This is a genomic window from Nocardia sp. NPDC102475, from assembly GCF_055584605.1.
Window position 1 is genome coordinate 110,347 of record NZ_JBVJLS010000013.1, and the last position, 25,297, is coordinate 135,643.

Annotated in this window: 17 protein-coding genes, 1 tRNA gene and 1 pseudogene; 12 read left to right on the forward strand and 7 right to left on the reverse strand. The window is 66.8% G+C overall.

The genetic code is table 11. The annotated features are described in order from the left end of the window. Positions 1 to 11: 11 nt before the first annotated feature. On the reverse strand, positions 12 to 2,042 hold the full coding sequence (locus tag ACZ60G_RS23675; protein ID WP_465812311.1) for a serine/threonine-protein kinase: 2,031 nt from the start codon (positions 2,040 to 2,042) through the stop codon (positions 12 to 14). A 195-nt stretch (positions 2,043 to 2,237) separates the two neighbouring features. Here ACZ60G_RS23675 and ACZ60G_RS23680 point away from each other — a divergent pair, with 195 nt between their 5' ends. Both ACZ60G_RS23680 and ACZ60G_RS23685 read left to right on the forward strand, forming a co-directional pair. After that, positions 2,238 to 2,651 carry a DUF1707 SHOCT-like domain-containing protein gene (locus ACZ60G_RS23680; RefSeq protein WP_465812312.1) on the forward strand — a complete coding sequence of 138 codons (414 nt, stop codon included), beginning with the start codon at positions 2,238 to 2,240 and terminating at the stop codon, positions 2,649 to 2,651. After that, a complete protein-coding gene (locus tag ACZ60G_RS23685) occupies positions 2,651 to 2,989 on the forward strand; it encodes a hypothetical protein (protein WP_465812314.1) in 339 nt (112 codons plus the stop codon). The genes ACZ60G_RS23680 and ACZ60G_RS23685 overlap by 1 nt, the downstream gene beginning before the upstream one ends. Before the next feature lie 13 nt (positions 2,990 to 3,002). On the opposite strand, the gene ACZ60G_RS23690 is transcribed toward ACZ60G_RS23685, so the two are convergent. From ACZ60G_RS23690 to ACZ60G_RS23700, 3 genes are all read right to left on the reverse strand, one after another. Then, positions 3,003 to 4,214 carry a YVTN family beta-propeller repeat protein gene (locus ACZ60G_RS23690; protein WP_465812316.1) on the reverse strand — a complete coding sequence of 404 codons (1,212 nt, stop codon included), beginning with the start codon at positions 4,212 to 4,214 and terminating at the stop codon, positions 3,003 to 3,005. 165 nt (positions 4,215 to 4,379) lie between these two features. Next, on the reverse strand, positions 4,380 to 5,729 hold the full coding sequence (gene lat / locus ACZ60G_RS23695; protein ID WP_465812318.1) for an L-lysine 6-transaminase: 1,350 nt from the start codon (positions 5,727 to 5,729) through the stop codon (positions 4,380 to 4,382). 65 nt (positions 5,730 to 5,794) lie between these two features. Continuing rightward, positions 5,795 to 6,247: an Lrp/AsnC family transcriptional regulator gene (locus tag ACZ60G_RS23700; RefSeq protein WP_357460356.1), complete on the reverse strand. Its 453-nt coding sequence runs from the start codon at positions 6,245 to 6,247 to the stop codon at positions 5,795 to 5,797. 109 nt (positions 6,248 to 6,356) lie between these two features. Here ACZ60G_RS23700 and amaB point away from each other — a divergent pair, with 109 nt between their 5' ends. From amaB to ACZ60G_RS23720, 4 genes are all read left to right on the forward strand, one after another. Next, positions 6,357 to 7,886 (forward strand): L-piperidine-6-carboxylate dehydrogenase, encoded by a 1,530-nt coding sequence (gene amaB, locus ACZ60G_RS23705; protein ID WP_465812319.1) that lies wholly within the window; start codon positions 6,357 to 6,359, stop codon positions 7,884 to 7,886. Positions 7,887 to 8,057: 171 nt separating this feature from the next. Beyond that, positions 8,058 to 8,131 (forward strand) — tRNA-Met (locus ACZ60G_RS23710). A gap of 175 nt (positions 8,132 to 8,306) precedes the next feature. After that, complete coding sequence (locus ACZ60G_RS23715; protein ID WP_465812321.1) at positions 8,307 to 8,792, forward strand: DUF3761 domain-containing protein; 486 nt, start codon at positions 8,307 to 8,309, stop codon at positions 8,790 to 8,792. A gap of 561 nt (positions 8,793 to 9,353) precedes the next feature. Further along, positions 9,354 to 12,821: an indolepyruvate ferredoxin oxidoreductase family protein gene (locus ACZ60G_RS23720; RefSeq protein WP_465812323.1), complete on the forward strand. Its 3,468-nt coding sequence runs from the start codon at positions 9,354 to 9,356 to the stop codon at positions 12,819 to 12,821. Between the two features lie 256 nt (positions 12,822 to 13,077). Here the strand turns inward: ACZ60G_RS23720 and ACZ60G_RS23725 are convergent, their stop codons facing one another. Together ACZ60G_RS23725 and ACZ60G_RS23730 are read right to left on the reverse strand one after the other, a co-directional pair. Beyond that, positions 13,078 to 13,917: an SDR family oxidoreductase gene (locus tag ACZ60G_RS23725; RefSeq protein ID WP_465812325.1), complete on the reverse strand. Its 840-nt coding sequence runs from the start codon at positions 13,915 to 13,917 to the stop codon at positions 13,078 to 13,080. Continuing rightward, positions 13,914 to 14,024: pseudogene (locus ACZ60G_RS23730) on the reverse strand (patatin-like phospholipase family protein); the annotation flags it as partial. The pseudogene ACZ60G_RS23730 and the gene ACZ60G_RS23725, both read right to left, overlap by 4 nt. Positions 14,025 to 14,070: 46 nt before the next feature. Here ACZ60G_RS23730 and ACZ60G_RS23735 point away from each other — a divergent pair. Continuing rightward, positions 14,071 to 15,501: an RNA-guided endonuclease InsQ/TnpB family protein gene (locus ACZ60G_RS23735; RefSeq protein WP_465812327.1), complete on the forward strand. Its 1,431-nt coding sequence runs from the start codon at positions 14,071 to 14,073 to the stop codon at positions 15,499 to 15,501. Positions 15,502 to 15,562: 61 nt separating this feature from the next. On the opposite strand, the gene ACZ60G_RS23740 is transcribed toward ACZ60G_RS23735, so the two are convergent. After that, entirely contained in the window at positions 15,563 to 16,108 is a 546-nt protein-coding gene (locus ACZ60G_RS23740; RefSeq protein WP_063038784.1) for a histidine phosphatase family protein, read from the reverse strand. Positions 16,109 to 16,245: 137 nt separating this feature from the next. Between ACZ60G_RS23740 and ACZ60G_RS23745 the strand changes: the two genes are divergently transcribed. The 5 genes from ACZ60G_RS23745 (at position 16,246) to ACZ60G_RS23765 (ending at position 25,258) form a co-directional block, all read left to right on the forward strand. Further along, a complete protein-coding gene (locus tag ACZ60G_RS23745; protein WP_465812328.1) occupies positions 16,246 to 21,093 on the forward strand; it encodes an ATP-dependent helicase in 4,848 nt (1,615 codons plus the stop codon). Between the two features lie 269 nt (positions 21,094 to 21,362). Then, positions 21,363 to 22,169 carry a DNA-formamidopyrimidine glycosylase family protein gene (locus ACZ60G_RS23750; protein ID WP_465812329.1) on the forward strand — a complete coding sequence of 269 codons (807 nt, stop codon included), beginning with the start codon at positions 21,363 to 21,365 and terminating at the stop codon, positions 22,167 to 22,169. Between the two features lie 259 nt (positions 22,170 to 22,428). Next, the gene (locus tag ACZ60G_RS23755) at positions 22,429 to 22,995 is read left to right on the forward strand and encodes a TetR/AcrR family transcriptional regulator (RefSeq protein ID WP_465812330.1); all 567 of its coding nucleotides are present in this window, start codon (positions 22,429 to 22,431) and stop codon (positions 22,993 to 22,995) included. Beyond that, a complete protein-coding gene (locus ACZ60G_RS23760) occupies positions 22,995 to 23,828 on the forward strand; it encodes an MBL fold metallo-hydrolase (protein ID WP_465812332.1) in 834 nt (277 codons plus the stop codon). Before ACZ60G_RS23755 ends, ACZ60G_RS23760 begins: the two co-directional genes overlap by 1 nt. A 65-nt stretch (positions 23,829 to 23,893) precedes the next feature. Then, complete coding sequence (locus ACZ60G_RS23765; RefSeq protein ID WP_465812557.1) at positions 23,894 to 25,258, forward strand: hydroxysqualene dehydroxylase; 1,365 nt, start codon at positions 23,894 to 23,896, stop codon at positions 25,256 to 25,258. Positions 25,259 to 25,297 lie beyond the last annotated feature (39 nt).

Below are 25,297 nucleotides of genomic sequence, written 5' to 3' on the forward strand. Positions count from 1 at the left end.
TCGCCACTGCTTTACTTGCCTGGCTTGGCGCGGCCGCCATGTCCAGGCTTGCCCTTGTCCGGCTTGTCGTTGCCCGAGTCGCCATTGGCCGAGTTGTCCACATGCGGATTTCCATTGCCAACGATCGTGGGCTCCGACTGCTGTTCGGGTATCTCGCCGAAGGGCTGCGCGGGAACCCAATTCGCATTGCCACTACCTACAGTTCGACATGCGAGCGGTGTTCCGTCGGCAGCAGTAGTAATGCCGTCGATATCCGGATTGCACAGCTGCCCCACACCCGGAATCACCACATTCGGCGACGCCGCCTGCGCCGACTCGGGCGGCACCAACGATGCGGGAACAGTAGGCGTAATCCTGCCAGACGACGGTGCCGCGGAACTCGTTTCGCCCCCCGGCCGCCCCAACCACAGCGCCAACCCGATCACAGCAACCAACGCAGCAATAGCAACAGCCGCATGCCCCGGACCAACTCCCCACCCGCCCTCACCCCACAACTCGACATCTCGCCCCGACTCCCCCACATCCCCAACCCACGTCGACTCACCCGAAGTCCCGACATCCCGTGTCCGCTCAGCTGCGGCCGCACCGCCCCGCACCGGCTGTCCCCCAGACCGGCCGCCCCACACGGAATCACGCACACCACCAACATCACGCATTCCCGCACCCGCGGCCCCACCGCCGCGCATCGACCTGGCCGAAGACCCGGCGACCCACGTCGGCTCGGACACCGATCCGGTGCCTTGCATCCCAGTACCCACGGCCCCGCCGCCCCACGCCGCCCCGACATCCGCCATCCCGGCACCTCCGGCCTCACCGGCCCACATCGGCTGCGGCACAGGCTGTGCCTCCGGCATCCTCACGCCTTCGGACGGGCCGCCCCGCATCGACTCACGCGCAGACCCGGCATCCTCGATCCCCGCTCCTTCGCGCTCTGTGGCCCGCATCTGAGCGGCCCGAATCTCCGCGCCCTCGGACGGGCCGCCCTGCATCGCAACACGCGCAGACCCAACATCTCGCATCTGTTCCCCTGCGAACCCAAAGGCCCGCATCGAGGAAGCGGCAGCCTCGGCGACCTGCATCCGCTCGACTCCGCCGGCCCGCATCGGCTCACCGGCAGACTCGGCGACGCGTGGCCCGGCACCGGCGCCGAGCTCGGCCGCACGCCATGGCTCGGGCAGGCCATAGTTTGTCGGCACGGTTTCCGCGGCGATCTCGACTGTCGAGGCCTCGCGGCCGGTCACCGCGGCATACGCCGCGCAGGCGAATTCGCCTGCGCTGGAATAGCGTTGGCTTGGATCCTTGGCCATGGCGCGGGTGATGACGACGTCCAGGGTCGCGGGCACGTGGGGATTCAGGGTGGTGGCGCTGGGTGGGGCGGTCAGCAGGTGGGCGCGCAGTTGCTGTGGGGAGTCGACATTGCCGAACGGTCTTTGGCCGGTGAGACATTCGTACAGCACGCAGGCCAGTGAGTATTGGTCCGCGGGCGCGTCGGCGACACCGTCGAAGCGTTCCGGTGCCATATATGCCAGGGTGCCGACCACATTGCCGTGGGCCGTGATCGCGGGCTGATCAATGCGATGTGCGATGCCGAAGTCGATCAGATGGACGAACCCGGTCGGGCCCACCATGATGTTGGACGGTTTGACGTCGCGGTGCACCAGGCCGACCCGGTGCATGGCGTCGAGCGCCATCGCGGTCTGCGCGGTGATCGCCACGGCGCGCGCCGGATCCAGCGGCCCGGCGTCCCGCAGCAGTGCGCTGACATCGGTGCCCTCGATGAACTCCATATCGATATAGAGGCGGCCGTCGAGTTCGCCGAAGGCGTGGATCGGAACCCGGTGCGGTCCCGGGGCCTGGGCCGCCAGCCGGGCCTCCCTGGTGAACCGCAGTCGGCAGGTCGGATCCGCGGCGTGCGAGCAGGCCAGCACCTTCAGGGCGACGGTGCGGTCGGCGACGGTGTCCCGGGCGAGCCAAACCTGCCCGGTCCCACCGGTGCCGAGCAACCGATCGAGGCGGTAGTGGCCGAACCACGTCTTGCCCATGTCGAACCTCCTACTACCTTCCGTTCGCCTTTTAGCTACCCGAAATCCGCACCGGCATTACAGAATCCGCGAATCGATTCCGGCGGCAGAGGCGATCATGACGCAACCGGCCCGCTCGGCGTCGCGAAATTCGACGAGCACGACGTCGATGCGGTAGCGCGGGAGCGTTCAGTAGAAGCCGCTAGCCTTGCTGTTATGAGTGACCTGCCCGAGATTCGCATCGGCACCGCGGAGCGTGAGCAAGCGATGCAGCGCCTGTCCGATCATTTCGCCGCCGGGCGGCTCAGCGTTGCGGAGTTCGACGAGCGCAGTGCCGTGGTCGCCGCCGCGCTGACCCGCGGCGACCTGGAGAAAGTCTTCGTCGACCTGCCCGAACCCGCCCCCGTCGCCGCGGCGCCCGCCAAGCGCGACTCCGGGTTCATCGCCGAGTGGCCGGAGCGGGCGATGGCGGTGATCCCGATCCTCGCCGTCATCCTCTTCTTCGTCACCGGCAGCTGGCTCTGGTTCCTCGCCATCCCGCTCGCGGGCGCACTGCTGTTCGGCGGTCGGCACGAGCACCAACGTCGCCGCCCGCGCGACCGTCGCCGCCGCAGGGAACTGGAGGACTGATGGAGCCCGTCGAAATCAATGCGGGCACCTGGTACCTGCGTGCCCTGCGCGCCGACGATCGCATCGATGACCGCCCCGCCCTCGCCGAGGGCGGCATCACCGATCCGAACTACGTCACCCTCCGCACCGAGCAGTGGGATGACGAATCCCACTTCTCCTGGGCCGTCTGCGAACCCACCACCGCCGAACTGGTCGCCGAAATCGTCGTGACGCCCGGTGCCGACGACACCGCCGAACTCACCGGCTGGGCCCGCCCGGGTTACGAGCCCGCCCTCGAAACCGGCACCACCGCGGTCCGCCGCTTCGTAGAAGGCGGCCTCGGCCTCCGATTCCCTTGAGCCGGACGTCGGCTCAGCGCATCACACCTGTATGTCCGGTGGAGTAGCGGCCCGGCTGCGGCCAGATGGTGAGTCCGTGCGCCCCACGCCCAACGGGTATGCGCGCCAACAGGTTCCAGTTCTCGATATCGATGGCGTACACCTCACCGTGGTTTCGGCCCGATACCCAGAAAACGCGGCCGTCCGCGGAGAGGTTGCCCATATCAGGACTGCCGCCACCCGGTATGAACCACTTGTGCACCAGGGCATTTGCGGCGAAATCCCAAACGGAGATGCTGCCCTCGCGCCGGTTGGTGACGAGCATCTGTTTGGAGTCGCGAGTGATATACAGGCCGTGTGTACCTTTGCCGGTCGGCACGAAACCTGTGTTCTCCCAGGATGATGCGTCAATGGTGTAGATACCGTCTGCGACCATATCGGCGATGAAGAAGGTGCGCCCGTCCGGGGACAGCTTCACGTCCTGCGGCATGCCACCACGACCGCCCGGCAGGTCGATCATCTTGACCACCTCGCGCTCGGCCACATCGAAAACCAGCATACGGCCGATGAATTCACAACTGACCAGGGCGAATCGACCGTCGGCGGTGAAGTCCATATGGTCCACGCCCGCGCAGTCGGGCACCGCGAGGGCGTGCACCTTCTGCCAGGTGTGCGGATCATAGAAGTCCAGCGACTTATCCGCCTCGGCGACGACCAGCGCGTATTGGCCATCCGGCGTGTAGTACATGTTGTAGGGGTCGCGCACCGGGAAGGGCTCGCCGGGTTTGCCGGTACGCGGATCGATCGGCAGCAGGGTGCCCCCGCCGATCGGCAGATCATTGGTGACATACAGCGTCTGCATGTCATAGGACGGCACCACATGCTGGGGTTCCCGACCACCGGCCGGGAAATTGTCGATCACCTGGAAGGTTGCCGGGTCGATCACCGAAACCGAATGCGATTCGCTGTTCGGCACGTAGACCAGGGGCCGATGATCGGCCACCGCCGGGCTCAACTCCCGGTTCGCGGCATAGACGTCGGTCGGCGACAACGGCGGCGGCATGCCGGGTAGCAGATTCTCCAGATGCGGCGGTGCCGCGCTGGTCGGGGCGGTGACCGTGGTGGGCGGCGGAGTCGGCACACCCACCGATCCGGCCTCGCTCTGGGCGCACCCCGCGACCGTCACGAGGACGGTCAGCGAGGCGAGCAGTGGTGCGCAGGTTCGGTGATTGCGCTGTCGGTTCACGCGCTGCACCGTGCCAGGAGGTGGTGAAGACGAGATGACATGGGTGCGAAGCCTAGGCGCTGGCGCCCAGATTCCACCGCAATCGCCGCCGGGTGCGCGACGGATTGCCCGAATCATCCGGAAATGCGTACTCGGACAGTCGAAATTCCGTTTGCGGTCGGATAACTATCCGGCGTCGTTGAGCACCCGATCGAGCGCATCGACCACGGCATCCAGCTCCGATTCGGTAACGGTGAGCGGCGGCCGGAACCGGATGCCGCGTTCGCCGGTGCCGAGAATCAGCACATGCTCGCGTTCCCGCAGCGCGGTCAGCACCTCGTCCCGCAGTTCGGCCGAGGCCAGCGTGATGGCACACATCAAGCCGCGTCCGCGCGGTTCGGTAACCCGAGGATGGTCGGCCGCAAGCTGTTCCAGACGCCGCAGCAGGTGCGCGCCGAGCGGCCGTGACCGCTCGATCAGCTCATCGCGCTCGAACACCTCGAGGATGCGCCGGGTCCGCACCATGTCGGTGAGATTGCCGCCCCAGGTGGAATTGATCCGAGAACTGACCACGAAGACGTTGTCGGGCACCTCGTCCACGCGCCCGCCCGCCATAATGCCGCAGACCTGGGTCTTCTTGCCGAACGCGACAACATCGGGCTCGAGCCCGAGTTGTTGGTAGGCCCAGGTGGTTCCGGTCATGCCGACGCCGGTCTGCACTTCGTCGAGGATGAACAGTGCGTCGTTCTCGTGACAGAGCCGCTGCACGGCCTGCAGGAATTCCGGGCGCATATGCCGGTCGCCGCCTTCGCCCTGGATCGGTTCGGCGATGAAACATGCTATGTCGTGCGGGTTTTCGGCGAAGGCGCGGCGGGCCTGGTCGAGCGCGTGTGCTTCGGCGGCGGCGATATCGACACCGTTGGCCAGGAACGGCGCGTCGATGCGCGGCCAATCGAACTTGGGGAAGCGGGCGGTCTTCACCGGGTCGGTGTTGGTCAGCGACATGGTGTAACCGGTGCGGCCGTGGAACGCTCCGGTCAGATGCAGCACCTTGGCGCCGAGTTCCGGTGCGCGCCCGTGGGATTCGTTATGCCTGCTCTTCCAGTCGAACGCGACCTTGAGCGCGTTCTCCACCGCCGGTCCGCCGCCGTCGATGAAGAACAGGTGCGGTAGCCGGGTATCGCCAAGCACCCGCACGAAAGTTTCGACGAAGCGGGCCATCTCGACGGTGTAGATATCGGAGTTGCTCGGCTTGTTGAGTGCCGCGACGCTCAGTTCGGCGCGGAACTCTTCGTCCTCGGCCAGGGCGGGATGGTTCATGCCGAGGGCATTCGAGGCGAAGAAGCCGAACATGTCGAGGTAGGAGCTGCCGTCTCGTTCATCGACGATCAGGCAGCCACGGGATTTCCGTAGATCCAGCACCAGGTCGAATCCGTCGGCGAGGATGTGTGCCGACAGGATCTCGTGTACCCGGGAGGCGGGGGTGACCGGTGCAATGCCACTCCCCGCGCGGGTGCGCTCCAGTTCGATGGTCACACCCGTAGGGTACGTAAATCTTTACGAAAGTTCTACGAAATAACGGAGTAATTACGGCCAGATGGCTACCTGTCGTAGAATGTCTGCAAAATGATGGTGCTTCGAGTTCGCACGTTGGCGGTCGCCCTGATCTCCTGCAGCAACTGCTCGAGGTGCCGAGGAGAAGCCACCCGCACCAGCAACACGTAGCTCTCGTCGCCGGCCACCGAGTGGCATGCCTCGATCCCCGGGATATGTTGCAGCACGGCAGGCGCGTCATCAGGTTGCGAGGGGTCGAGAGGAGTGATGGCGACGAATGCCGACAACAGTTGCCCGAGCGCCTCGGGATCGACATGCGCGGCATAGCCACGGATCACCCCGCGCGCCTCTAGTCTGCGGACCCGCGACTGCACCGCCGAGACCGATAAGCTCGCCTTTTCGGCCAGATTCGACAGGGTGGCGCGACCATCGGCCATCAGTTCACGAATCAGCAGGCGATCGATGTCATCGAGTACGGGTCTTGCCGGTGTATCCGCCATCAGCGAAGGCTAACCCAGCGGGGGCTACCCGTGGCAAAAACTTCTGCTCGTTAACGCACCGTACCCATCCGATATTGTTCGCCGACCCAAAGCTAAAGCGGAGCAACCGATGACAGATACGCTCGACGACCACCTGACCGAGAACCTGGCAACCCGGGCGGCCGAACTGCTGCGCACAATCGGCGCGCCGACACCGGCCGCGGGCGAGCTGCCCGCACGGACGCCGATCACCGGGGGCAGGCTCATGACCCTGCCCGCCGATTCCCTCGACGCCGCGGACGCGGCGATCGGGCGGGCGGCGGCGGCCTTCCGCGACTGGCGCACCGTACCCGCTCCCGTACGGGCCGGGGTGGTGCGGCGACTGGCCGAACTGCTCACCGTGCACAAGGCCGAACTCGGCGAGTTGGTCACCCTGGAGGCGGGGAAGATCGGCGCGGAGGCCGTCGGCGAGGTGCAGGAGATGATCGATATCTGCGAATTCGCGATCGGTCTGTCGCGCCAGCTCTACGGCAAGACCATGCCCTCGGAGCGGCCCGGACATCGGCTGATGGAGACCTGGCATCCGCTCGGCGTGGTCGGGGTCATCTCGGCATTCAACTTCCCGGTCGCGGTGTGGGCGTGGAATACCGCCCTCGCGCTGGTCTGCGGCGACACGGTGGTGTGGAAGCCGTCGGAGACGACACCGCTGACGGCGCTGGCCTGCCATACGCTGCTGCGCCGCGCGGCGGCCGATGTCGGCGCGGATCCCGAAGTGCATCAACTGATTCAAGGTGGCGCGGAGGTCGGGTCCCGGCTGGTCGAGGACGAGCGGGTGGCGCTGGTGAGCGCGACCGGTTCGGTGCGGATGGGCCGCACGGTGGCACCGCGGGTGGCCGCCCGGTTCGGGCGCTGCCTGCTGGAGTTGGGCGGTAACAACGGCGCGATCGTCACACCCACAGCGGATCTGGAGCTGGCGGCGCGCGGCATCGTATTCGCGGCGGCGGGTACGGCCGGACAGCGCTGTACGACCTTGCGTCGGTTGATCGTGCACGCCGATGTCGTCGGGCCGCTGCTCGATCGCGTGGCCGGGGCGTATCGGCAACTGCGCGTCGGCAACCCGCTCGACGACGGTGTGCTCGTCGGCCCGCTGATCAACGGCCGCGCCTACGAAGGGATGCGTGCGGCGATCGATCGTGCGCTTGCCGACGGCGGCGAATTGGTCTGCGGCGGTGAGCGAGTCGACGGATTCGGCGACGACGCCTTTTACGTGCGTCCCGCGATTGTGCGCATGCCCGCCCAGACCGCCGTGGTCCGCGAGGAAACCTTCGCACCGATCCTGTACGTGCTCACCTACCGCGACTTCGACGCCGCCATCGACCTGCACAACGGTGTGCCGCAAGGCCTTTCCTCGGCCGTCTTCACCGCCGACCAGCGCGAGGCCGAACGCTTCCTCGCCGCCGACGGCTCCGACTGCGGCATCGCCAACGTCAATATCGGCACCTCCGGCGCGGAGATCGGCGGCGCGTTCGGCGGGGAGAAGCAGACCGGCGGCGGGCGAGAATCCGGGTCGGACTCGTGGAAGGCATACATGCGGCGCGCGACCAACACCGTCAACTACTCCGATCAGCTGCCATTGGCGCAGGGCATCCAATTCGGCTGAGCCACAAACTGTCCTGACTTGCGGCGCGTGCCTCGGCGATGGCGTCGCGGTGAACGGTGACCGCGCCGAATAGTGCGCGGCGCGGAACTTTGCCCGCCGCGCACGCATGTGCGGCGACGCGAATAATCGCTCGCGCGGACGATCCGCATCGACGTAACGTTGCTCGTACGACGCGGGGTGGAGCAGCTAGGTAGCTCACTGGGCTCATAACCCAGAGGTCGCAGGTTCGAATCCTGCCCCTGCCACTGGTGGTCCAGGCTGGTCGGTTCCAAACCGACTGGCCTGGACGTTTTTTCGTCGAGCGCGCTGTGCGGCGAGTCGCCGGGAGTGTCGGTAACGGGGTGTAAGCCAGGCCGATTGAGCGAGTAGCCCAGGCACCCAAACCTATAGACCGGCCTGGCAGCGTCTCAGTAGGGGAACATGAGTAACCGCTTCAACACTCTCGTCGGCACCGGACTCGCATTCGCGGGTGCGCTCACACTGCTGCTCAGCGGCTGCGCGCCGCAGTCGAGCAGCCCCGGCATCACCGCCGCGACGGCGTCGATCACCACGTCCGAGGTCACCTCGACACCGGTGGCGACAACGTCGCCGCAGCCGACCACGACCACGGCAGCTCCGACGACCGCATCGCCGACCACCTCGGTGGCACCACCTGCGGCGGCCCCCGTGCCGCCTGCGCCGATCGCCTCGGCACCGCCTGTAGCAGCCGCCCCACTCGCACAATCCCAGCAGAGCTGCGGCAACGACTCATACCTCAACTCGGACAACCAATGTGTCCACCGCCCCCAGTCCGCACCCGCCGCCCCGCCCGGAGCCACCGCCCGCTGCACCGACGGCACCTACAGCTACAGCCAACACCGCTCCGGCACCTGCTCCCACCACGGCGGAGTAGCCGCCTGGTTGTAACTCCCGGCCACCACCGCGGCGCCGTGCGGATGCGGCGCACCCGAGCCTCCCCGCACACCGTGATGGGGCGTATCGGAAATCCTGCCTTCTAACTGGGCACCCCATGCAAGGGGTGCCCAGTTCCCACAAGGGGTACCGGGGTCGCGAACGCACCTGCTCCGCATGAACTCGCGCTGCCCGCACGAATTCATCGGCCCGCCCGACCTCGCCCGCGAATTCGCGGGGTACACACGAGTCCCCCAACGCGCATGAACTCACCTGGCGAGCCGCGAACTTTGCCTGAGCCCCGGACTCGGCTGGCGCGTGAACTCGCAGGGCGCGGACGAACTTGCCCGGGTGACTCCGGTGGCATTATGCAGTTCATTCCGGCTCGCGTGGCCGGGGTCACATTTCACCGCGCACCCTGCACAGCTCGTGCCCATCAGATGAGCTTGAAATTGAGCAGTCTGCTCAACGTGTTGCACATCAGTTGTGCGTTCAGCTCTTCAAGTACAGGATGACGGCTAGAAATGCTCAACGAAGCGAAGCGCCCGATCGGTGCCTCGCGGACGGGTGGACTACATGACCGAGCTCGCGGACCGCGAACTGATCCCAGCCCCCTATGACCTGGCCGACCGCTACCGCGTCGGCGCGGGCACCGTTGTCCTCACCGGCGTCCAGGCGATTGCTCGACAGCTGGTCGAGCAGCATGTTCGCGATCTGCGCGCCGGACGCCGGGTCGGCACCTTCGTATCCGGATATCAGGGCAGCCCGCTCGGCGGCGTGGACAAGATGCTCAATGGGATGCCGAATGTGTTGGCCGAGCACGATATTTCGTTCGTCCCCGGATTGAACGAGGAACTCGCGGCGACCTCGGTGTGGGGCAGCCAAGCGGATCTGCCCGCGGGCGAGGCGACGCATGACGGCATTGTCGGAGTCTGGTACGGCAAGGGTCCCGGTCTCGATCGAGCGACGGACGCACTGCGGCACGCCAATATGTACGGCGCGAATGCCCGTGGCGGTGTCCTGTTGCTGGTCGGCGACGATCCAGCCTCAAAGTCTTCGACCGTGCCTGCGGTGAGTGAGCGGTCGCTGGCCGCAATGGGTATTCCGGTGTTGTTCCCGCGCAACGCCCGCGAGATCATCACGATGGGGTTGCACGGTGTCGCGCTCTCGCGGGCATCGGGATGCCTGGTCGCGCTGAAAATCGTCGCCGATGTCGCCGACGGCGCGTGGACAGTCGACGGCTCGGTCGGCGATATCGACATCACCGTCCCCGAGATCGAATGGGAGGGCAGGCCGTTCACCTACCTCCAGCGGCCGATGGCCGCGCCGACGGACAGCGTGCTCGCCGAGGCCGATCTGTACGGGCCGCGCTGGAAGATGGTGCAGGCCTACAGCGCACTCAATGAACTCGACGTCATCGAAGTGAATCCGGCGCGCGCCCACATCGGCCTCGCCGCCACCGGAACCACATTCGACGCCGTGCGCCAGGCGCTGATCGATCTCGGCGTCGACGATGACGCACTGCGTCGCGCCGGGGTCCGACTGCTGCGCATCGGCATGCCGTATCCCATTGCACCCGAACAGGTCCGGCAGTTCGCCGCGGGATTGGAACGGGTCGTTGTCGTCGAGGACAAGACCGCGTTCATCGAAACACAGATCCGCGAAATCCTGTACGGCACTTCCGATGCACCGCAGATCATCGGTAAGCGCGATGCCGAGAACCGGCCGCTGTTCGCACAGGACGGCGAGCTGACTTCGGGTCGGATCGTGGCACCGCTGCGCCGCGCGCTACAGGGTCGGCTGGAGATGAAACGTCCCTTGCCGCAACCACTGTCGCTTGCGGTTCTGCCTGCGAAGCGGGCCGCCTACTTCTGTAGCGGCTGTCCGCACAACCGGTCCACCGCCGTGCCGGAAGGGTCGATCGCCGGTGGCGGCATCGGCTGCCACACCATGGTGACCATGTCCGGCCGCGAAGACAGCAAGGTGACCGGGCTGACCCAGATGGGCGGCGAGGGTGCGCAGTGGATCGGGCAAGCCCCGTTCACCTCGGTGCCGCATCTGTTCCAGAACATCGGTGACGGAACGTATTTCCACTCCGGACAACTCGCGGTGCAGGCGTGTATCGCCGCGGGCGTGAATCTCACCTACAAACTGCTCTACAACGATGTCGTCGCGATGACCGGCGCGCAGGACGCCGAGGGCGCGCTCGCGGTACCCATGCTGACCCATAAACTCACCACCGAGGGCGTGCGGCAGATCATCATCTGCGCCGATGAACCCAAGAAGTACCGCAAGCGCGACCTCGCCGCCGGAACCCTGCTCTGGCACCGGGATCGGCTCGACGAAGCCCAGCGCACCCTGCGCGAGATTCCCGGCGTGACCGTGCTCATCTACGACCAGCACTGCGCCGCCGACGCGCGCCGTCAGCGCAAGCGGGGCACGCTGCCGGTCCGGCGCACCCGGGTGGTCATCAACGAGGCGGTCTGCGAGGGCTGCGGCGACTGCGGCGTCAAGAGCAACTGCCTCTCGGTGCAGCCGGTCGATACCGAATTCGGCCGCAAGACGCGTATCGATCAGACCTCGTGCAATACCGACTACAGCTGCATGGACGGCGATTGCCCCGCTTTCGTAACGGTCGAGCTTCCCGCGAAAGCCGAGAAGCGCAAGGCAACTCGACGCCCCGTGCCGCCGATACTGCCCGACCTGTCGAACGATGCACCGGCGACGACCCAGAACGTATTCCTCGCCGGTATCGGCGGCACCGGAATCGTGACGGTCAACCAGGTGCTTGCGACCGCGGCGTTGCGCGCCGGGTACGAGGTGGCGAGTCTGGACCAGATCGGCCTGAGTCAGAAGGCCGGACCGGTCGTATCGCACCTGCGCTTCGCGAGTGGCGAATTGGAACCGGCGAACCGCCTCACCCCGGGGTCGGCCGATTGCATCATCGCGTTCGACCTGCTCGCCGCCACCGATAACAAGAATCTGGCCTACGGGTCGAAGCAGACCACCTTGTCCGTCGCGTCGACCAGCAAGACCGCGACCGGCGAAATGGTCTACGACAGGTCCGTCGCGTATCCCGAAGAGCGCGAACTGCTTTCCCGGCTGGAGCAGGTGTCGCGTTCGGTGCGATCGTTCGACGTGCTGGCCGCGGCCGAGGTGCTGTTCGGCAATACCGCGGGCGCCAACTTCCTGCTCGTCGGCGCCGCCTACCAGATCGGTGGCCTGCGCATACCCGCGTCGGCGATCGAGGAGGCCATCGAGATCAATGGCGTTGCGGTGCATGCCAATATCGCGGCATTCCGATGGGGTCGGGTGGCGATCGCGCGGCCGGACGAGTTCGCCGCTGTCACCGCGCGAAAGACGCACAAGCGCGCCGAGATCGCCATTCCGGCAGACCTTTTCGACGGCGTGACCGCGACAGGTGAGACCAGGCGGCTGCTCGAACTTCGTGCCGTCGAACTGATCGGCTTCCAAGGCGTACGCGTCGCGCGCGACTACATCCGCACCGTGCAACGCATTTGGGAGGCAGAGCAACGGGTCACCGATCGCACCGAGTTCAGCGAGCAGGTGGCCCGCGGCCTCTATAAGTTCACCGCATACAAGGACGAATACGAGGTGGCCCGCCGCTTGACCGACCCCGCCTTCCTCGACCAGGTCAGCGAGCAACTCCCCGACGGCGCCGACCTCACCTACCGCCTGCACCCGCCGATCCTGCGCGCCATGGGCCGCAAGAAGAAGATCGGCCTCGGCCCCCGGAGTCGCTTCGCCCTGCGTGTTCTCGCCAAGGGAAAGCGCCTGCGCGGCACCAAGTTCGACCCCTTCGGCTACGCCCACGTCCGCCGCGTCGAACGCGCCTTGCTCGCCCACTACACGGAAATGGTGACCACCCTGGCCACCGACCTCGCCCCAGCCGACTACGACCGCGCCACCCGAGCCGCCGCACTCCCCGACATGGTCCGCGGCTACGAGGACATCAAACTCGCCAACGTCGAGCTCTACCGAAACAGCCTGCACGACCTCGGCATCGAGCCCCCACAGCTCTAGCCGCGCCCACCGGGCACCCCGTTTCCGCACCCGGCACCCGCATATGGAGTGCCGGTTAGGAGACGGGTTACCCGGTCGGTTCATATACAGCGAGTACCGAGGCGTGGGCGGGCGATTTCGGCTGCGGAGCGCAGGCGGCGCAGCCATCGGGCCGGGTGGTCCAGGTCTTGCCAGGCTCAGCGGTTGACGATCCAGCCGAGTGCGCGTAAGGCATCTTGTCGAGGAAGTCGACCACGAGGCTGTGGATAAGTTTCGGCTATTCGGTGATCGAACGGACCTGCTGTTCGTATTGCGCGCGGGTTTCGGAGTCGGCGGGGTGCAGGGCGCGGTTGCCGTCGAGGAGTCGGCGAACGAGGCGGACCGCGCGTTCGGGGGCGACGGCCAGGGCTATGTCGATGGGGCCCAGGTAGTTCGGGACGGCTACCTCGGCCTTGCGTGTTTCGCAGGTTTGCAGGATCGCGGCGGCGACGTCTTCGGGCTCAACGGTGGGCATGCCCTTGCCGAGCGCCAGGCCGGAGGAGAGACGGGTGCGGACGGCCGAGGGCATGACGCAGCTGACGCTGACACCCTGCGGTGCGAACTCCAAACGTGTTGCGGCGGACAGGCCTACGGCGGCGAATTTGCTCGCGTTGTAGACGGCGAGGCCCGCGACCGGGATCTTGCCCGCGAGCGAGGCGACATTGACGACGTGGCCGCGGCGGCGCTCGATCATGCCGGGAACCACGGCGCGCATGCCGTGGATGAGGCCCCAGACGTTGATATCGATCGTGGCGCGGCCGACCGCGTCAGGCTCGTCGAGGAACGCGCCAGCGGGCATGACACCCGCATTGTTGACGAGAACATCCACCGCGCCGAAGTCGGCGACGACCTTGTCCCACCGGTCGCGGGCACGGACGTCGAGCTCATAGGCGCGCGCACCGATAGCCGCAGCGGCGGATTCGGCTGCGGCAGTGTCGACATCGGCAATGGCGATTTCAGCGCCCTCGGCCGCGAACAGTTCCGCGGTCGACTGTCCGATGCCGCGGCCCGCGCCGGTGATCAGCACCCGCGCGCCCTTCAGGTCGATATCCGGATAACCGTGACCGAGAATATTCACGCGAAGACTCCTTGTTCCAGCGCTCGGCGGGTGCTGCGCAGACTGTGTTCGAAGGTTTCGACACGGCGGCGGCCGTCCATGAAATTCGGGCCCATCACCGCGAGATCGGCTGTACTAGTTCACTTGTCGGTGACGTATGCCACACTGCCCGCGATGGCCAGACACACGACGTTCCGGTTCTGCCTCGACCCTACGGTCGAGCAGCAAACCGTGCTCGCCCGGCAGGCCGGAGCGGCGCGGTTCGCGTTCAACCAGTGCCTGAGCACGGTTAAAACCGCGCTCACCCACCGCACCACCAATCCGGAACACCCTGTGCCGTGGACCCGGTTCGATTTGATCAACGCGTTCAACACGTGGAAGAAAACCGAAGCCGCAGGGCGCGTGATCGCTGTCGACACTGCTGGAGCCGCCGAGGTCCGGGTAACCGGGCTGGCGTGGCGAACCGAGGTGTGCCAGCAGGTATTCGAAGAAGCCGCCGCCGACTTCGGACGCGCTCTGGCCGCGTGGACAGACTCCCGCAGAGGGAAGCGAAAAGGCAAGCGGATCCGGTTTCCCCGGTTCAAGAAGAAGAACGACACGACCCCATCGTTTCGGCTGCGCAACAAGCACCCCAAGGGCAAGCGCCCCACGATCCGCATCGGAGACGACGCACCGCGGTCGGTGACTCTGCCCACACTCGGTGCGATCCGGGTGCGTGAGGACACCCGCCGCCTGCGCCGCCTGCTCGCGAACCGACGCGCGAAGATCTTGTACGCCACGGTGTCGCAGCGGGCTGGCCGCTGGTGGATCAGCGTGGCCACCGAAGCTGCCGACCTGCATCCGGCCCACCACCACCCGCCCCGCGACATCGGTGACCACAGTGGCTGGGTCGGTGTCGACCGGGGGCTGTCGGCGTTCGCAGTGGCCGCCACCGCAGACGGCACCGAAGTCACCCGCATCGACGACCCACCGAAACCGTTGGCCGCCGGGCTGGCGAACCAGCGACGACTGGCGAAATCGTTATCGCGGAAGAAGAAAGGATCACGCAACTGGCGAGACGCCGCTGCCCGCCTGGGGCGCCACCACCATCGAGTCGCCAATACCCGCCGCCACTTCCTGCACCAGGTCACCGGCGGGCTGGTCAAAACCCACGACCGGCTCGTCATCGAGGACCTGCACGTGGCCGGCATGCTCGGCAACCGGCATCTAGCTCGCGCGATCAGTGACGTCGGCTGGGCGGAATTCGCACGGCTACTGCGCTACAAACAACAATGGCGCAGCGGCATCGTCGCCACCGCCGACCGCTGGTACCCATCGAGCAAACGATGCGCGGCCTGCGGCACCGTTAACGCCGCTCTGACCTTGGCGGATCGCGTATTCGCCTGCGGGTGCGGGTACCACGCCGACCGCGACCACAACGCCGCAGTCAACCTCGCTGTTTGGGCGGCGACCCATCAGGACCCTCCTCGATCCCCGGACCCCCAAGCAGGAGGCCGGGTCACCAATGTCCGCCGACGGGAAGGCGCTGACCGGCACCCTACGGGTGCAGGTGAAACCGGCCCGGAAGACGCGGAAACCGACGTTCACACCACGATCGTGACGTGAACCGACGACGCCCGGGAAGGGCGGTGTCAGATAACCCGTGCAATGGGTGTCAGACACGCTGTCACGCCGTGAAGTGCAACGTCCATTCGCCGCGGTAGTGCAGCCGGGTGACGCTGCCCGGCGGAATGTCGATCCGCCAGAACGATTTCGGCGGCGCGTCCAGGGTCACCAGCAGCGCCGCGCGGATCACCGCCGGATGGGTGACCGCGATGGTGGACATGCCCTCGGAGGCGATTTCGGCCATCCAGTACCTGGTCCGCTCGACCACATCGGTCACGGATTCGCCACCGTGACCACGAAACTGCGGGTCGGTCAGCCAGGCATACAGCTCATCCTGCGGCACCGACATCAGTTCGCCGCCGCGCCACGCGCCGGCATCCAGATCGCGCAGCCGGGCGTCCTCCTCGCCCGGAAGTCCCATCAGCGCAGCCGTTTCGACGGTCCGGCGTTCGGGTCCGGTGAGCACGCGCGCGGCGGTCAGGCGGCCATACGCCGCGATTGCTCGGCGACCGGCCTCGGTCAGCGATTCGTCTACTGGAAAACGTGCCTTTCGCATCGCCTCGGTCATGCCATGGCTGACCAGGTCGAGTCTGAGCACCTTTTGCACGGTTGGAAGCGTACGGTGCGGCGCTGGCGGCCGTACTTCGATTGCCACCCCTTCGCTCGGGCCGTGAGCCATTTGCCCGGCTCGAGGTATTCCGGCCGCCGCTGCCGGTTGTCGGTGCCCGGGTGCACACTGATGCCATGGCCCAGTTCTCCACCGCGACCCAGGAGTGGTTCGACGGCGCGTTTCCCGCGCCCACGGCCGCGCAACTGGGCGCGTGGCAGGCCATTGCCGCAGGTGAGCACACCTTGGTCGTCGCGCCGACCGGTTCGGGTAAGACGCTGTCGGCTTTTCTGTGGGCCATCGATCAACTCGCCACCCGGCCGAAGCCCGAAGGCAAGGTCGGCACCTCGGTGCTCTATGTGTCGCCATTGAAGGCATTGGCGGTGGACGTCGAACGGAATTTGCGCGCGCCGCTGGTCGGGGTCACCCAGACCGCGAAGCGGCTCGGCCTGGACCCGCCAACGATCACCGTCGGCGTTCGGTCCGGCGATACCAGTCCGGCGGACCGGCGATCGATGCAGCGGACACCGCCCGACATTCTGATCACCACGCCCGAATCACTGTTCCTGATGCTCACCTCCGCGGCCAGGGAGACGCTGAGCGATGTCGGCACGGTGATCGTGGACGAGGTGCACGCCATCGCGGGCGGCAAGCGCGGCGCGCATCTGGCGCTGTCGCTGGCCCGGATGGATCTGCTGACCGAGCGGCCCGCACAGCGGATCGGGCTCTCGGCAACAGTGCGCCCGCCCGAGGAAGTCGGGCGCTTCCTGGTTGGAAACGCGCCGATCACGATCGTCTCGCCACCCGCGCCGAAAACCTTCGATCTGTCCGTGCGTGTACCGATCGCGGACATGACCGAACCGGGCGATTCCGATCAGCCCGGGTCGATCTGGCCGCATGTGGACGAGGCGATCGTGGATCTGGTGCTGGACCACCGGTCTTCGATCGTCTTCGCGAATTCGCGCAGGCTGGCCGAGCGGCTGACCGCGCGGCTCAACGAGGCCTATGCCGCGCGAGTGGGCGAGGCTGTCGAGACCGTGTCTGATACGCCGCGCGCGGGCCCCTCCGTGGTTACGCAAGCTGCCTCCTCCGGGCCTGACGCGCGCGGCGGGCACAAACCGCCCGCCCAACTCGGTGCGTCCACCGAAGTGATCCACGGCGCGGATCCGCTGCTGGCCCGGGCGCACCACGGTTCGGTGAGCAAGGAGCAGCGGGCGCTGATCGAGGATGATCTCAAGAGCGGACGGCTGCGCTGCGTTGTCGCCACCAGCAGTCTCGAACTCGGAATCGATATGGGCGCGGTCGATTTGGTGGTGCAGGTGGAAGCGCCGCCGTCGGTGGCGAGTGGGTTGCAGCGGGTCGGGCGGGCCGGGCACCAGGTCGGTGAGATCTCGCGCGGGGTGCTGTTCCCGAAGCATCGCACCGATGTCATCCACTGCGCGGTCGCGTCACAGCGGATGACGACGGGGCAGATCGAGGCACTGCAGGTTCCGACACATCCCTTGGACATCCTGGCCCAGCAGACCGTCGCGGCCTGCGCGCTCGAGCCCATCGATGTCGACGCCTGGTTCGAAACCGTACGCGGCACCGGCAATTACGCCTCGCTGCCCAGGTCGGCGTATGAATCGGTGCTCGATCTGCTCGCCGGTCGCTATCCGTCCGACGAGTTCGCCGAATTGCGGCCCCGGCTCGTGTGGGACCGCGACGCGGGCACGCTCACCGGTCGGCCAGGTGCGCAGCGGCTGGCCGTGACCTCGGGTGGCGCGATCCCGGATCGTGGCCTGTTCGCGGTCTACATGGTCGGTGAAAAGGCCTCGCGGGTGGGTGAACTCGATGAGGAGATGGTGTACGAATCGCGGGTCGGCGATGTATTCGCCCTCGGCGCGACCAGCTGGCGCATCGAGGAGATCACCTTCGACCGGGTGCTGGTCACACCCGCATTCGGGCAGCCGGGGCGGTTGCCGTTCTGGCATGGTGACGGACTCGGTCGCCCCGCCGAACTCGGTGCGGCGCTCGGGGAATTCATTCGCAAGGCCGGTGCGCACTCACCGAAGGGTGCGGATCCCGACACCGATGGAAAGAAAAGCTCCGCAACGGATCCAGCAGTCGACGCACTCCTGCGTGGCGCGGGCCTCGACGACAATGCCACCACGAATCTGGTGACGCTACTCGATGAACAACGCACTGCCACCGGACAATTGCCCACCGACAAGACCTTGATCGTCGAGCGCTTCCGCGACGAGCTCGGCGATTGGCGGTTGGTGCTGCATTCGCCGTACGGCCTGCCGGTGCACGCACCGTGGGCATTGGCGATCGGTGCGCGGCTGCGGGAGCGGTTCGGCGTGGACGTCGCGCCGAATGCTTCCGACGACGGAATTGTTGTGCGACTGCCCGATACCACCGACGATCCGCCCGGTGCCGAGCTTTTCGTGTTCGAGCCCGATGAGATCGACGACATCGTCACCGAGCAGGTCGGCGGATCAGCGCTGTTCGCATCGCGATTCCGGGAGTGCGCGGCGCGGGCACTGCTGCTGCCCCGACGCGATCCGGGTAAGCGTGCGCCGCTGTGGCAGCAGCGGCAGCGGTCGGCGCAGTTGCTCGATGTGGCGCGGAAGTTTCCGGACTTTCCGATCCTGTTGGAGACGGTGCGCGAATGTCTGCGCGACGTTTACGATCTGCCGTCGCTGCGGGATTTGCTCGGACGGGTGGCGCGTCGCCAGGTCCGACTGGTCGAGGTCGAGACCGCTACGCCGTCACCATTCGCCAACTCCCTGTTGTTCGATTACATCGGGCAATTCATGTACGACGGGGACAGTCCACTTGCCGAACGTCGGGCCGCCGCACTGTCGCTCGATTCGAGTCTGCTCGCCGAACTGCTCGGGCGGGTGGAACTGCGGGAACTGTTGGACGCCACAGTTATCGAGCAGACCGAGCGGGAATTGCAGCGGCTCACACCCGAACGGTTGACGCGGGATGCGGAGGGGCTGGCCGATCTGTTGCGGTTGCTCGGACCGCTTACTGCCGAGGAAGCCGCACAGCGGTGCGTCGGCGTTCAACTCGACGATGCAGAGCCCACCGGTGATCCGGCGGAATGGTTCGCCGGCTTGGTGAAATCCAAGCGCGCACTGGAGGTCACGTTCGCCGGACGAACCTGGTGGGTCGCGGTGGAAGATGCCGCGCGCCTGCGCGACGCGCTCGGCGTACCGCTCCCGATCGGCACCCCCGCCGCATTCATCGAACCGGTCGCCGATCCGCTCGGAGACCTGGTCGGGCGCTATGCCCGCACGCACGGACCGTTCACCACCGAAGCCGTCGCCGCCCGTTTCGGACTCGGCACAGCGGTCGCCGCGACGGCACTGCATCGGCTGGTCGCGGAAAAGCGCGTGGTGGAGGGCGAATTCACACCCACGGCCAGCGGCTCGGAGTGGTGCGACAGCCAGGTGCTGCGCCGATTGCGCCGCCGGTCGCTCGCGGCCGCCCGGCACGAGGTCGAGCCGGTCGCGACAGCTGCTTTCGGCCGGTTCCTGCCGTCCTGGCAGCACATCGGCACCGGTGAATTGCGCGGGGTCGACGGGGTCGCGGCGGTGGTGGAACAGCTTGCGGGAGTACCGATTCCCGCGTCCGCATGGGAGTCGCTGGTTTTGCCCGCGCGGGTGCGCGACTACTCACCCGCCATGTTGGACGAGTTGATGGCCACCGGTGAGGTCATCTGGTCCGGGCACGGCGCGATCACCGCAAAGGACGGCTGGATTGCCCTGCACCTGGCCGATCAGGCCCCGTTCACCCTGACGCCCGCCGACGAGATCGAACTGTCCGAGGTACACCTGCGCCTGCTCAGCGCGTTGGGGGCATCGATCGGCCCGTGGACGCCCATCGATACCGATACCGAGCCCGGCGCGGGATCAGGCCAGGTCGTATCGCTGGATGATGATGCAGCACGGGATGTTTCAGCGATGCCGGGCAATTCGGCGACTCGGGGCACCTCGGTGACCACCAACCGCTCAGCGGGCGGAGACGGCTCGCCGCTGCGACTCCCCCCGGTCCTGCACGGCGGCGGCGCGTACTTCTTCCGGCAACTCTCCGACGCCACCGGACTCCTCGACGACGCCAGAGTCGCGGATGCATTGTGGGAACTCGTCTGGGCAGGCGTGGTCTCGGGTGACACCTTCGCACCCGTTCGCGCCCTGCTCTCGGGCACCGCACGGACCACCACCGCCCATCGCACACCACGGCGCGCACCGCGCGGACGTGCCTACCTCCCACGACCGAATATGCCCACCCGATCCGGACCGCCCGCCGTCGCGGGCCGCTGGTCGCTGCTGCCGGAGCGAGTAGCGGACAACACCCTGCGCGCCCACGCAACGGCCGACACACTGTTGGAACGGTACGGCGTGCTGACCCGCGGCTCGGTGCAGAACGAGGGCGTACCGGGCGGATTCGCGCTCATGTACCGCGTGCTCACCGAATTCGAGGATCGCGGCCGTTGCCGCCGCGGCTATTTCATCGATTCGCTGGGCGGCGCACAATTCTCCACCACCGATGTGGTGGACCGACTGCGCTCCTTCGACACCGAACGCACCCGCCCCGGCACCGGTGGACAACACCGGAGCACCGCATTCGCCTTGGCGGCGAGCGATCCCGCAAACCCCTACGGCGCGGCACTGCCCTGGCCGAAGGGACCGTCCGAGGGCGCGGGCCACCGCCCCGGACGCAAGGCCGGCGCCATCGTGGTGCTCGTCGACGGCGGACTCGCGCTGTATCTGGAGCGCGGCGGCAAAACCCTGCTCACCTTCACCGAGGACGCGAACGTCCGCCAGGCCGCGGCCACCGCCCTGGCCGATCTGGTGCGCGACCGCCGCGTCGACTCACTCGTGATCGACCGGGTCGACGGAGAAACCGTGCACGGCAACACCTTCGCCGGTTTCCTCACCGAGGCCGGATTCTCCGCGACCCCACGCGGCCTCCGCCTCCGGAGCAAGCCGTGACCCGAGCCGCGCACGGCGACACCACTCCGGTGGCCGTGGCAACGGCCACTCGCACGCCGCAAAGCGAGGCCGGATTCCCGGTAACCCCACGCCGCCTGCGATTGCGGAGCAAGCCGCGCCCCGACGACGAACCAGCTCACGGCGGCACCACTCCGGCAGTCATCGCGACGGGCACTCGCACCCTGCAAAGCGGGAATCGCGCGGGGAAGAGCGGACTCGAACTACGGAGTCGACAATGACCCCGGCCCGGATCAACCTATGGTCGAGCCATGCCTGAAGGCGACACCGTATTCCTGACCGCGGCCAGACTGCGGCTCGCGCTGGAGGGAAAGACGCTGATCCGCAGCGATTTCCGGGTGCCGCGCTATGCCACGGTCGATCTGGTCGGGCAGCGGGTCGAAGGGGTCGCCAGCTATGGCAAGCATCTGTTCGTCCGAACCGACGAGGTCAGCGTCCATACGCATTTGAAGATGGAGGGCGAATGGCGGACCTACTGCGCCGGTGAACGGTGGACGCGGCCGCCGGTGACCGCCCGGCTGGTGCTCGGCACCGATGACACCGAGGCGGTGGGCTTTTCGCTCGGCACCGTCGAGGTGCTGCGACGCGCGGACGAGCACACCGCCACCGACCATCTCGGGCCGGACCTGCTCGGCGCGAACTGGGATGTGACCGAGGCGGTGCGACGACTCGCACGGCATCCGGCCCAACTGATCGGCCTCGCCCTACTCGACCAGCGCAACCTGGCCGGTATCGGCAATATCTTCCGCAGCGAAATCTGCTTCCTGCGCCGCGTGCACCCGGCCACACCGGTCGGCGACGTCCCCGACCTGCTCGCCCTGGTACACGAGGCGCATCGTGTACTCACCAAGGCCGCCACCGAACCACCGTGGCGGCCACTTGCCTACGGCCGCGCCCGGCGTCCGTGCCAGCGCTGCGGCACCCGCATGGTCGTCCATCTACTCGGCGAGCCCGAACCCCAACCCGGCCGAACGGCCCGAAACCCCCAGTCCGACCGCATCACCCAGCGCGAACGCGGCATCTACTTCTGCCCACGCTGCCAACCCGAACCCGCCTGACCGCGCCGACGGCGACGATTGCCATTCAGTTGCTATCACTTGTTCAGTTCCGAACGAATCGCTTCCGGGAGCTCGGACAAGCAACCAGGGAGCCGGCAAGAGCGATGGCACCACCCCTCGCCTGCACTGCCACCGCGCTCTCCTGCGCGCCCTGTCCCCATCGGCGATCGAGCACCCCGAATCCACCCCGACCACCTCGAATATCCGCCAGTTTCTGAACTAACTAGACCGGTCGTCATAGTTCACGTATCGTGAAGACGTGGCACCTCGCACCGACTCCCGCCAACGCTTCATCGACGCCGCGGCCGATCTCTTCCACACCCAGGGCTATCACGCCACCGGCCTGAATCAACTCGTCAGCGCGGGCGGCGCACCCAAGGGCTCGCTCTACTTCCACTTCCCCGGCGGCAAGGAGCAACTCGCCGCCGAGGCCCTCACCCAATCGAGCAGGCAACTACGCGACCAGCTGGACGCCATCCTCGAAGACGGTGGCGATATCGCCACCGTCTTCGACGTCCTCACCGCACTGCTCGTCGATTCCGATTTCGAACGCGGCTGCCCGATCGCGACCATCGCGCTCGACGCGGGGCGCGAGAGCGAAACGATCAGGCAGGCCTGCGTCACCGGTTTCGAATCCTGGCGCGAGTCGATCGAAAAGTACCTGCGGGACAAGGGAATCGACCAGGAGCGCGCCATCGAACTTTCGACTGTCGCCCTCGCCACGATCGAGGGTGCCCTCATGCTCGCCAAAACCAAACGCGATGTCGCGCCGCTGCGCGCGGTCGCCGCCCACCTGCGTACCACCTTCGAACGGGAGCTCTCCTGATGCGCGTGCACCACCTCAATTGCGGCACGATGCGCCCACTCGGCGGCCGACTCTTCGACGGCACCGGCAGCATCTTCCGCCGCGCCGAAATGGTCTGCCACTGCCTGCTGCTCGAACTCGACTCCGGACTCGTCCTGGTGGAGACCGGCGTCGGCGAACAGGCGGTGCACCGACCCGAGGAATGGCTCGGTCGCCGCTTCCTCCGGCTGACCAATCCGGTCCTCGATCTCGCGCAGACCGCGGTGCGCCAGATCGAAGCGCTGGGTTACCGACGCGAGGACGTCCGCGACATCGTGCTCACCCATCTCGATCTCGACCATGCGGGCGGCCTCGCCGACTTCCCGGACGCGCGGGTGCACGTATACGCGGAGGAGCTGCGCGCCCTGCAGGGCGGGCACACACGCGAAGAACGCTTGCGCTACAAGGAACCTCAGTTCCGGCACGGTCCGCGCTGGGAATCGTACGCGGATACCGGTGACAGCTGGTTCGGTTTCGACGCGGTGCGTGAATTGACCGGTCTGCCACCGGAAATCCTGATCATCCCGCTCGCCGGGCATACCCGTGGCCATGCGGGCGTCGCCGTCGATACCGGGAACGGCTGGCTACTGTCCGCGGGCGACGCCTACTTCCATCCCGGCGTCCTCGACCCGGTTCATCCGCGACAACCGCTCGGAACAGCCATGTTCGAGAAGAATGTGCAGACACTTCCCGCCGTCCGCATCGAGAATCAGCAGCGGTTGCGCGAACTGGTGCGCGACCACGGCGACGAGGTCAAGGTGTTCTCCGCGCACAGTTCGATCGAATTCCATGCAATGGAGCAGATCGGCGTATAGCCAAACCCTTGACGGCCCAAGCAATCCCGATTAACTTGCAGAATGTAAGTTAATATAGGGAGTGCATCGTGAACGATCCGCGGCGGTATGTGGTCATCGGGGGCGGACTGGCCGGGCTCGCGTCCGCGGTCTGGTTGGCCGAGGCGGGTAAGCAGGTGACCCTGCTGGAACGCCGCGGCCGACTCGGTGGCCGGACCCATGCGATGAAAGTCGAAGCGGCCGAGGACCTTCCCGATAACGGCCAGCATGTGATCGCCAGCGGTTACGACCACCTGTTCCGCTACCTGACCAGCGTCGGCACCCGTCAGTACGTCGCCTTTCCACAGGGCGGCACACTGCGCTGGCCGGGCGGACGCAGCACCCCCATAGTGACGAAGGGCTGGGGTGCCTGGCGCACCCTGTTCGGCGCACATCCCGACGCGAGCCTGCTCGATCGGCTGCGCGCGGCCCGCGCCACGGCGCGCCTTGGCTGGCAGAGCCTGCACCAGCCCGACTACCTTGCCGACCTCACCACCGAACAGTGGTTCAACCGGGTCGGCATGCCGGCTCCGGCGCGAGAAGCGCTGTGGGACTGGCTCGCTCTCGGTCTCGCGGCCGAACCGGTGCGGCAGGAATCGGCCAAGATCCTCGCCGATTTGCTTGCCACCGGCATCCGGCTCGGGATGAAACATCGTCGGGCGGTCACCATCGGCTACCCGACCACCGACCTCGATACGCTCTATGTCACCGGGGCCCAAAGGGTTTTCGAGAAATATGGCGTCGCGGTCCGCCATCGCGCGGTGGCCCGCCGTATCAATATCGACAATGGCGCGGTGACCGGGGTAACGCTCGCCGACGGATCGATCGTCCCGGCCGATGCCGTCGTCTGCGCGGTACCGAATTCGAATATCGGCGGCCTGCTCGACGATCTGCCCGAACATTCCGAAATCTATGCCGCCGCAGATAAATTGGGCGTTACACCGATTGTCAGCACCAACCTGTACCTGGACCGCCCGCTCGGCACCGATGCCGAATTCGAGGCGCTGATCGGCGGCACCGGCGTCATCGACGAGGTCTTCGACCGGCAGCGGATGACCGGGCGCAGTACCGATCAGGCCTGGCTGTACTGCCTGACCACCAGCGGCGCGTACGAGCAGATCCATAAGACCAACGAGCAGATCATCGACGAACAGATGCGCCTGCTGCGCCGCTACTACCCGGCCGCCGAAAACGCGAACGTCGTTCAGGGACATGTGGTTCGGATGCCGAAGGCAACCTTCTCCCAGGTGCTCGGCACGCACGGGCTGCGCCCGGATCAGCGCACCTCGGTGCCGACGCTGGTACTGGCGGGTGATTGGACCGCGACCGACTGGTCGGCCACCATGGAGAGCGCGGTGCAGAGCGCTGCCAAGGCGGTGGACCTGCTACTTGCGCTACCGTCTTTGCCGTGACCACGGAGCGCTCGACGTCTGAGCACCCCACTGCGAAGC

Coding starts and splice junctions, on each gene's coding strand:
- ACZ60G_RS23675 (WP_465812311.1), bottom strand. CDS start 2,042: ATGGGCAAGACGTGGTTCGGCCACTACCGCCTCGATCGGTTGCTCGGC.
- ACZ60G_RS23680 (WP_465812312.1), top strand. CDS start 2,238: ATGAGTGACCTGCCCGAGATTCGCATCGGCACCGCGGAGCGTGAGCAA.
- ACZ60G_RS23685 (WP_465812314.1), top strand. CDS start 2,651: ATGGAGCCCGTCGAAATCAATGCGGGCACCTGGTACCTGCGTGCCCTG.
- ACZ60G_RS23700 (WP_357460356.1), bottom strand. CDS start 6,247: ATGGCGGATACACCGGCAAGACCCGTACTCGATGACATCGATCGCCTG.
- amaB (WP_465812319.1), top strand. CDS start 6,357: ATGACAGATACGCTCGACGACCACCTGACCGAGAACCTGGCAACCCGG.
- ACZ60G_RS23715 (WP_465812321.1), top strand. CDS start 8,307: ATGAGTAACCGCTTCAACACTCTCGTCGGCACCGGACTCGCATTCGCG.
- ACZ60G_RS23720 (WP_465812323.1), top strand. CDS start 9,354: ATGACCGAGCTCGCGGACCGCGAACTGATCCCAGCCCCCTATGACCTG.
- ACZ60G_RS23735 (WP_465812327.1), top strand. CDS start 14,071: ATGGCCAGACACACGACGTTCCGGTTCTGCCTCGACCCTACGGTCGAG.
- ACZ60G_RS23745 (WP_465812328.1), top strand. CDS start 16,246: ATGGCCCAGTTCTCCACCGCGACCCAGGAGTGGTTCGACGGCGCGTTT.
- ACZ60G_RS23750 (WP_465812329.1), top strand. CDS start 21,363: ATGCCTGAAGGCGACACCGTATTCCTGACCGCGGCCAGACTGCGGCTC.
- ACZ60G_RS23760 (WP_465812332.1), top strand. CDS start 22,995: ATGCGCGTGCACCACCTCAATTGCGGCACGATGCGCCCACTCGGCGGC.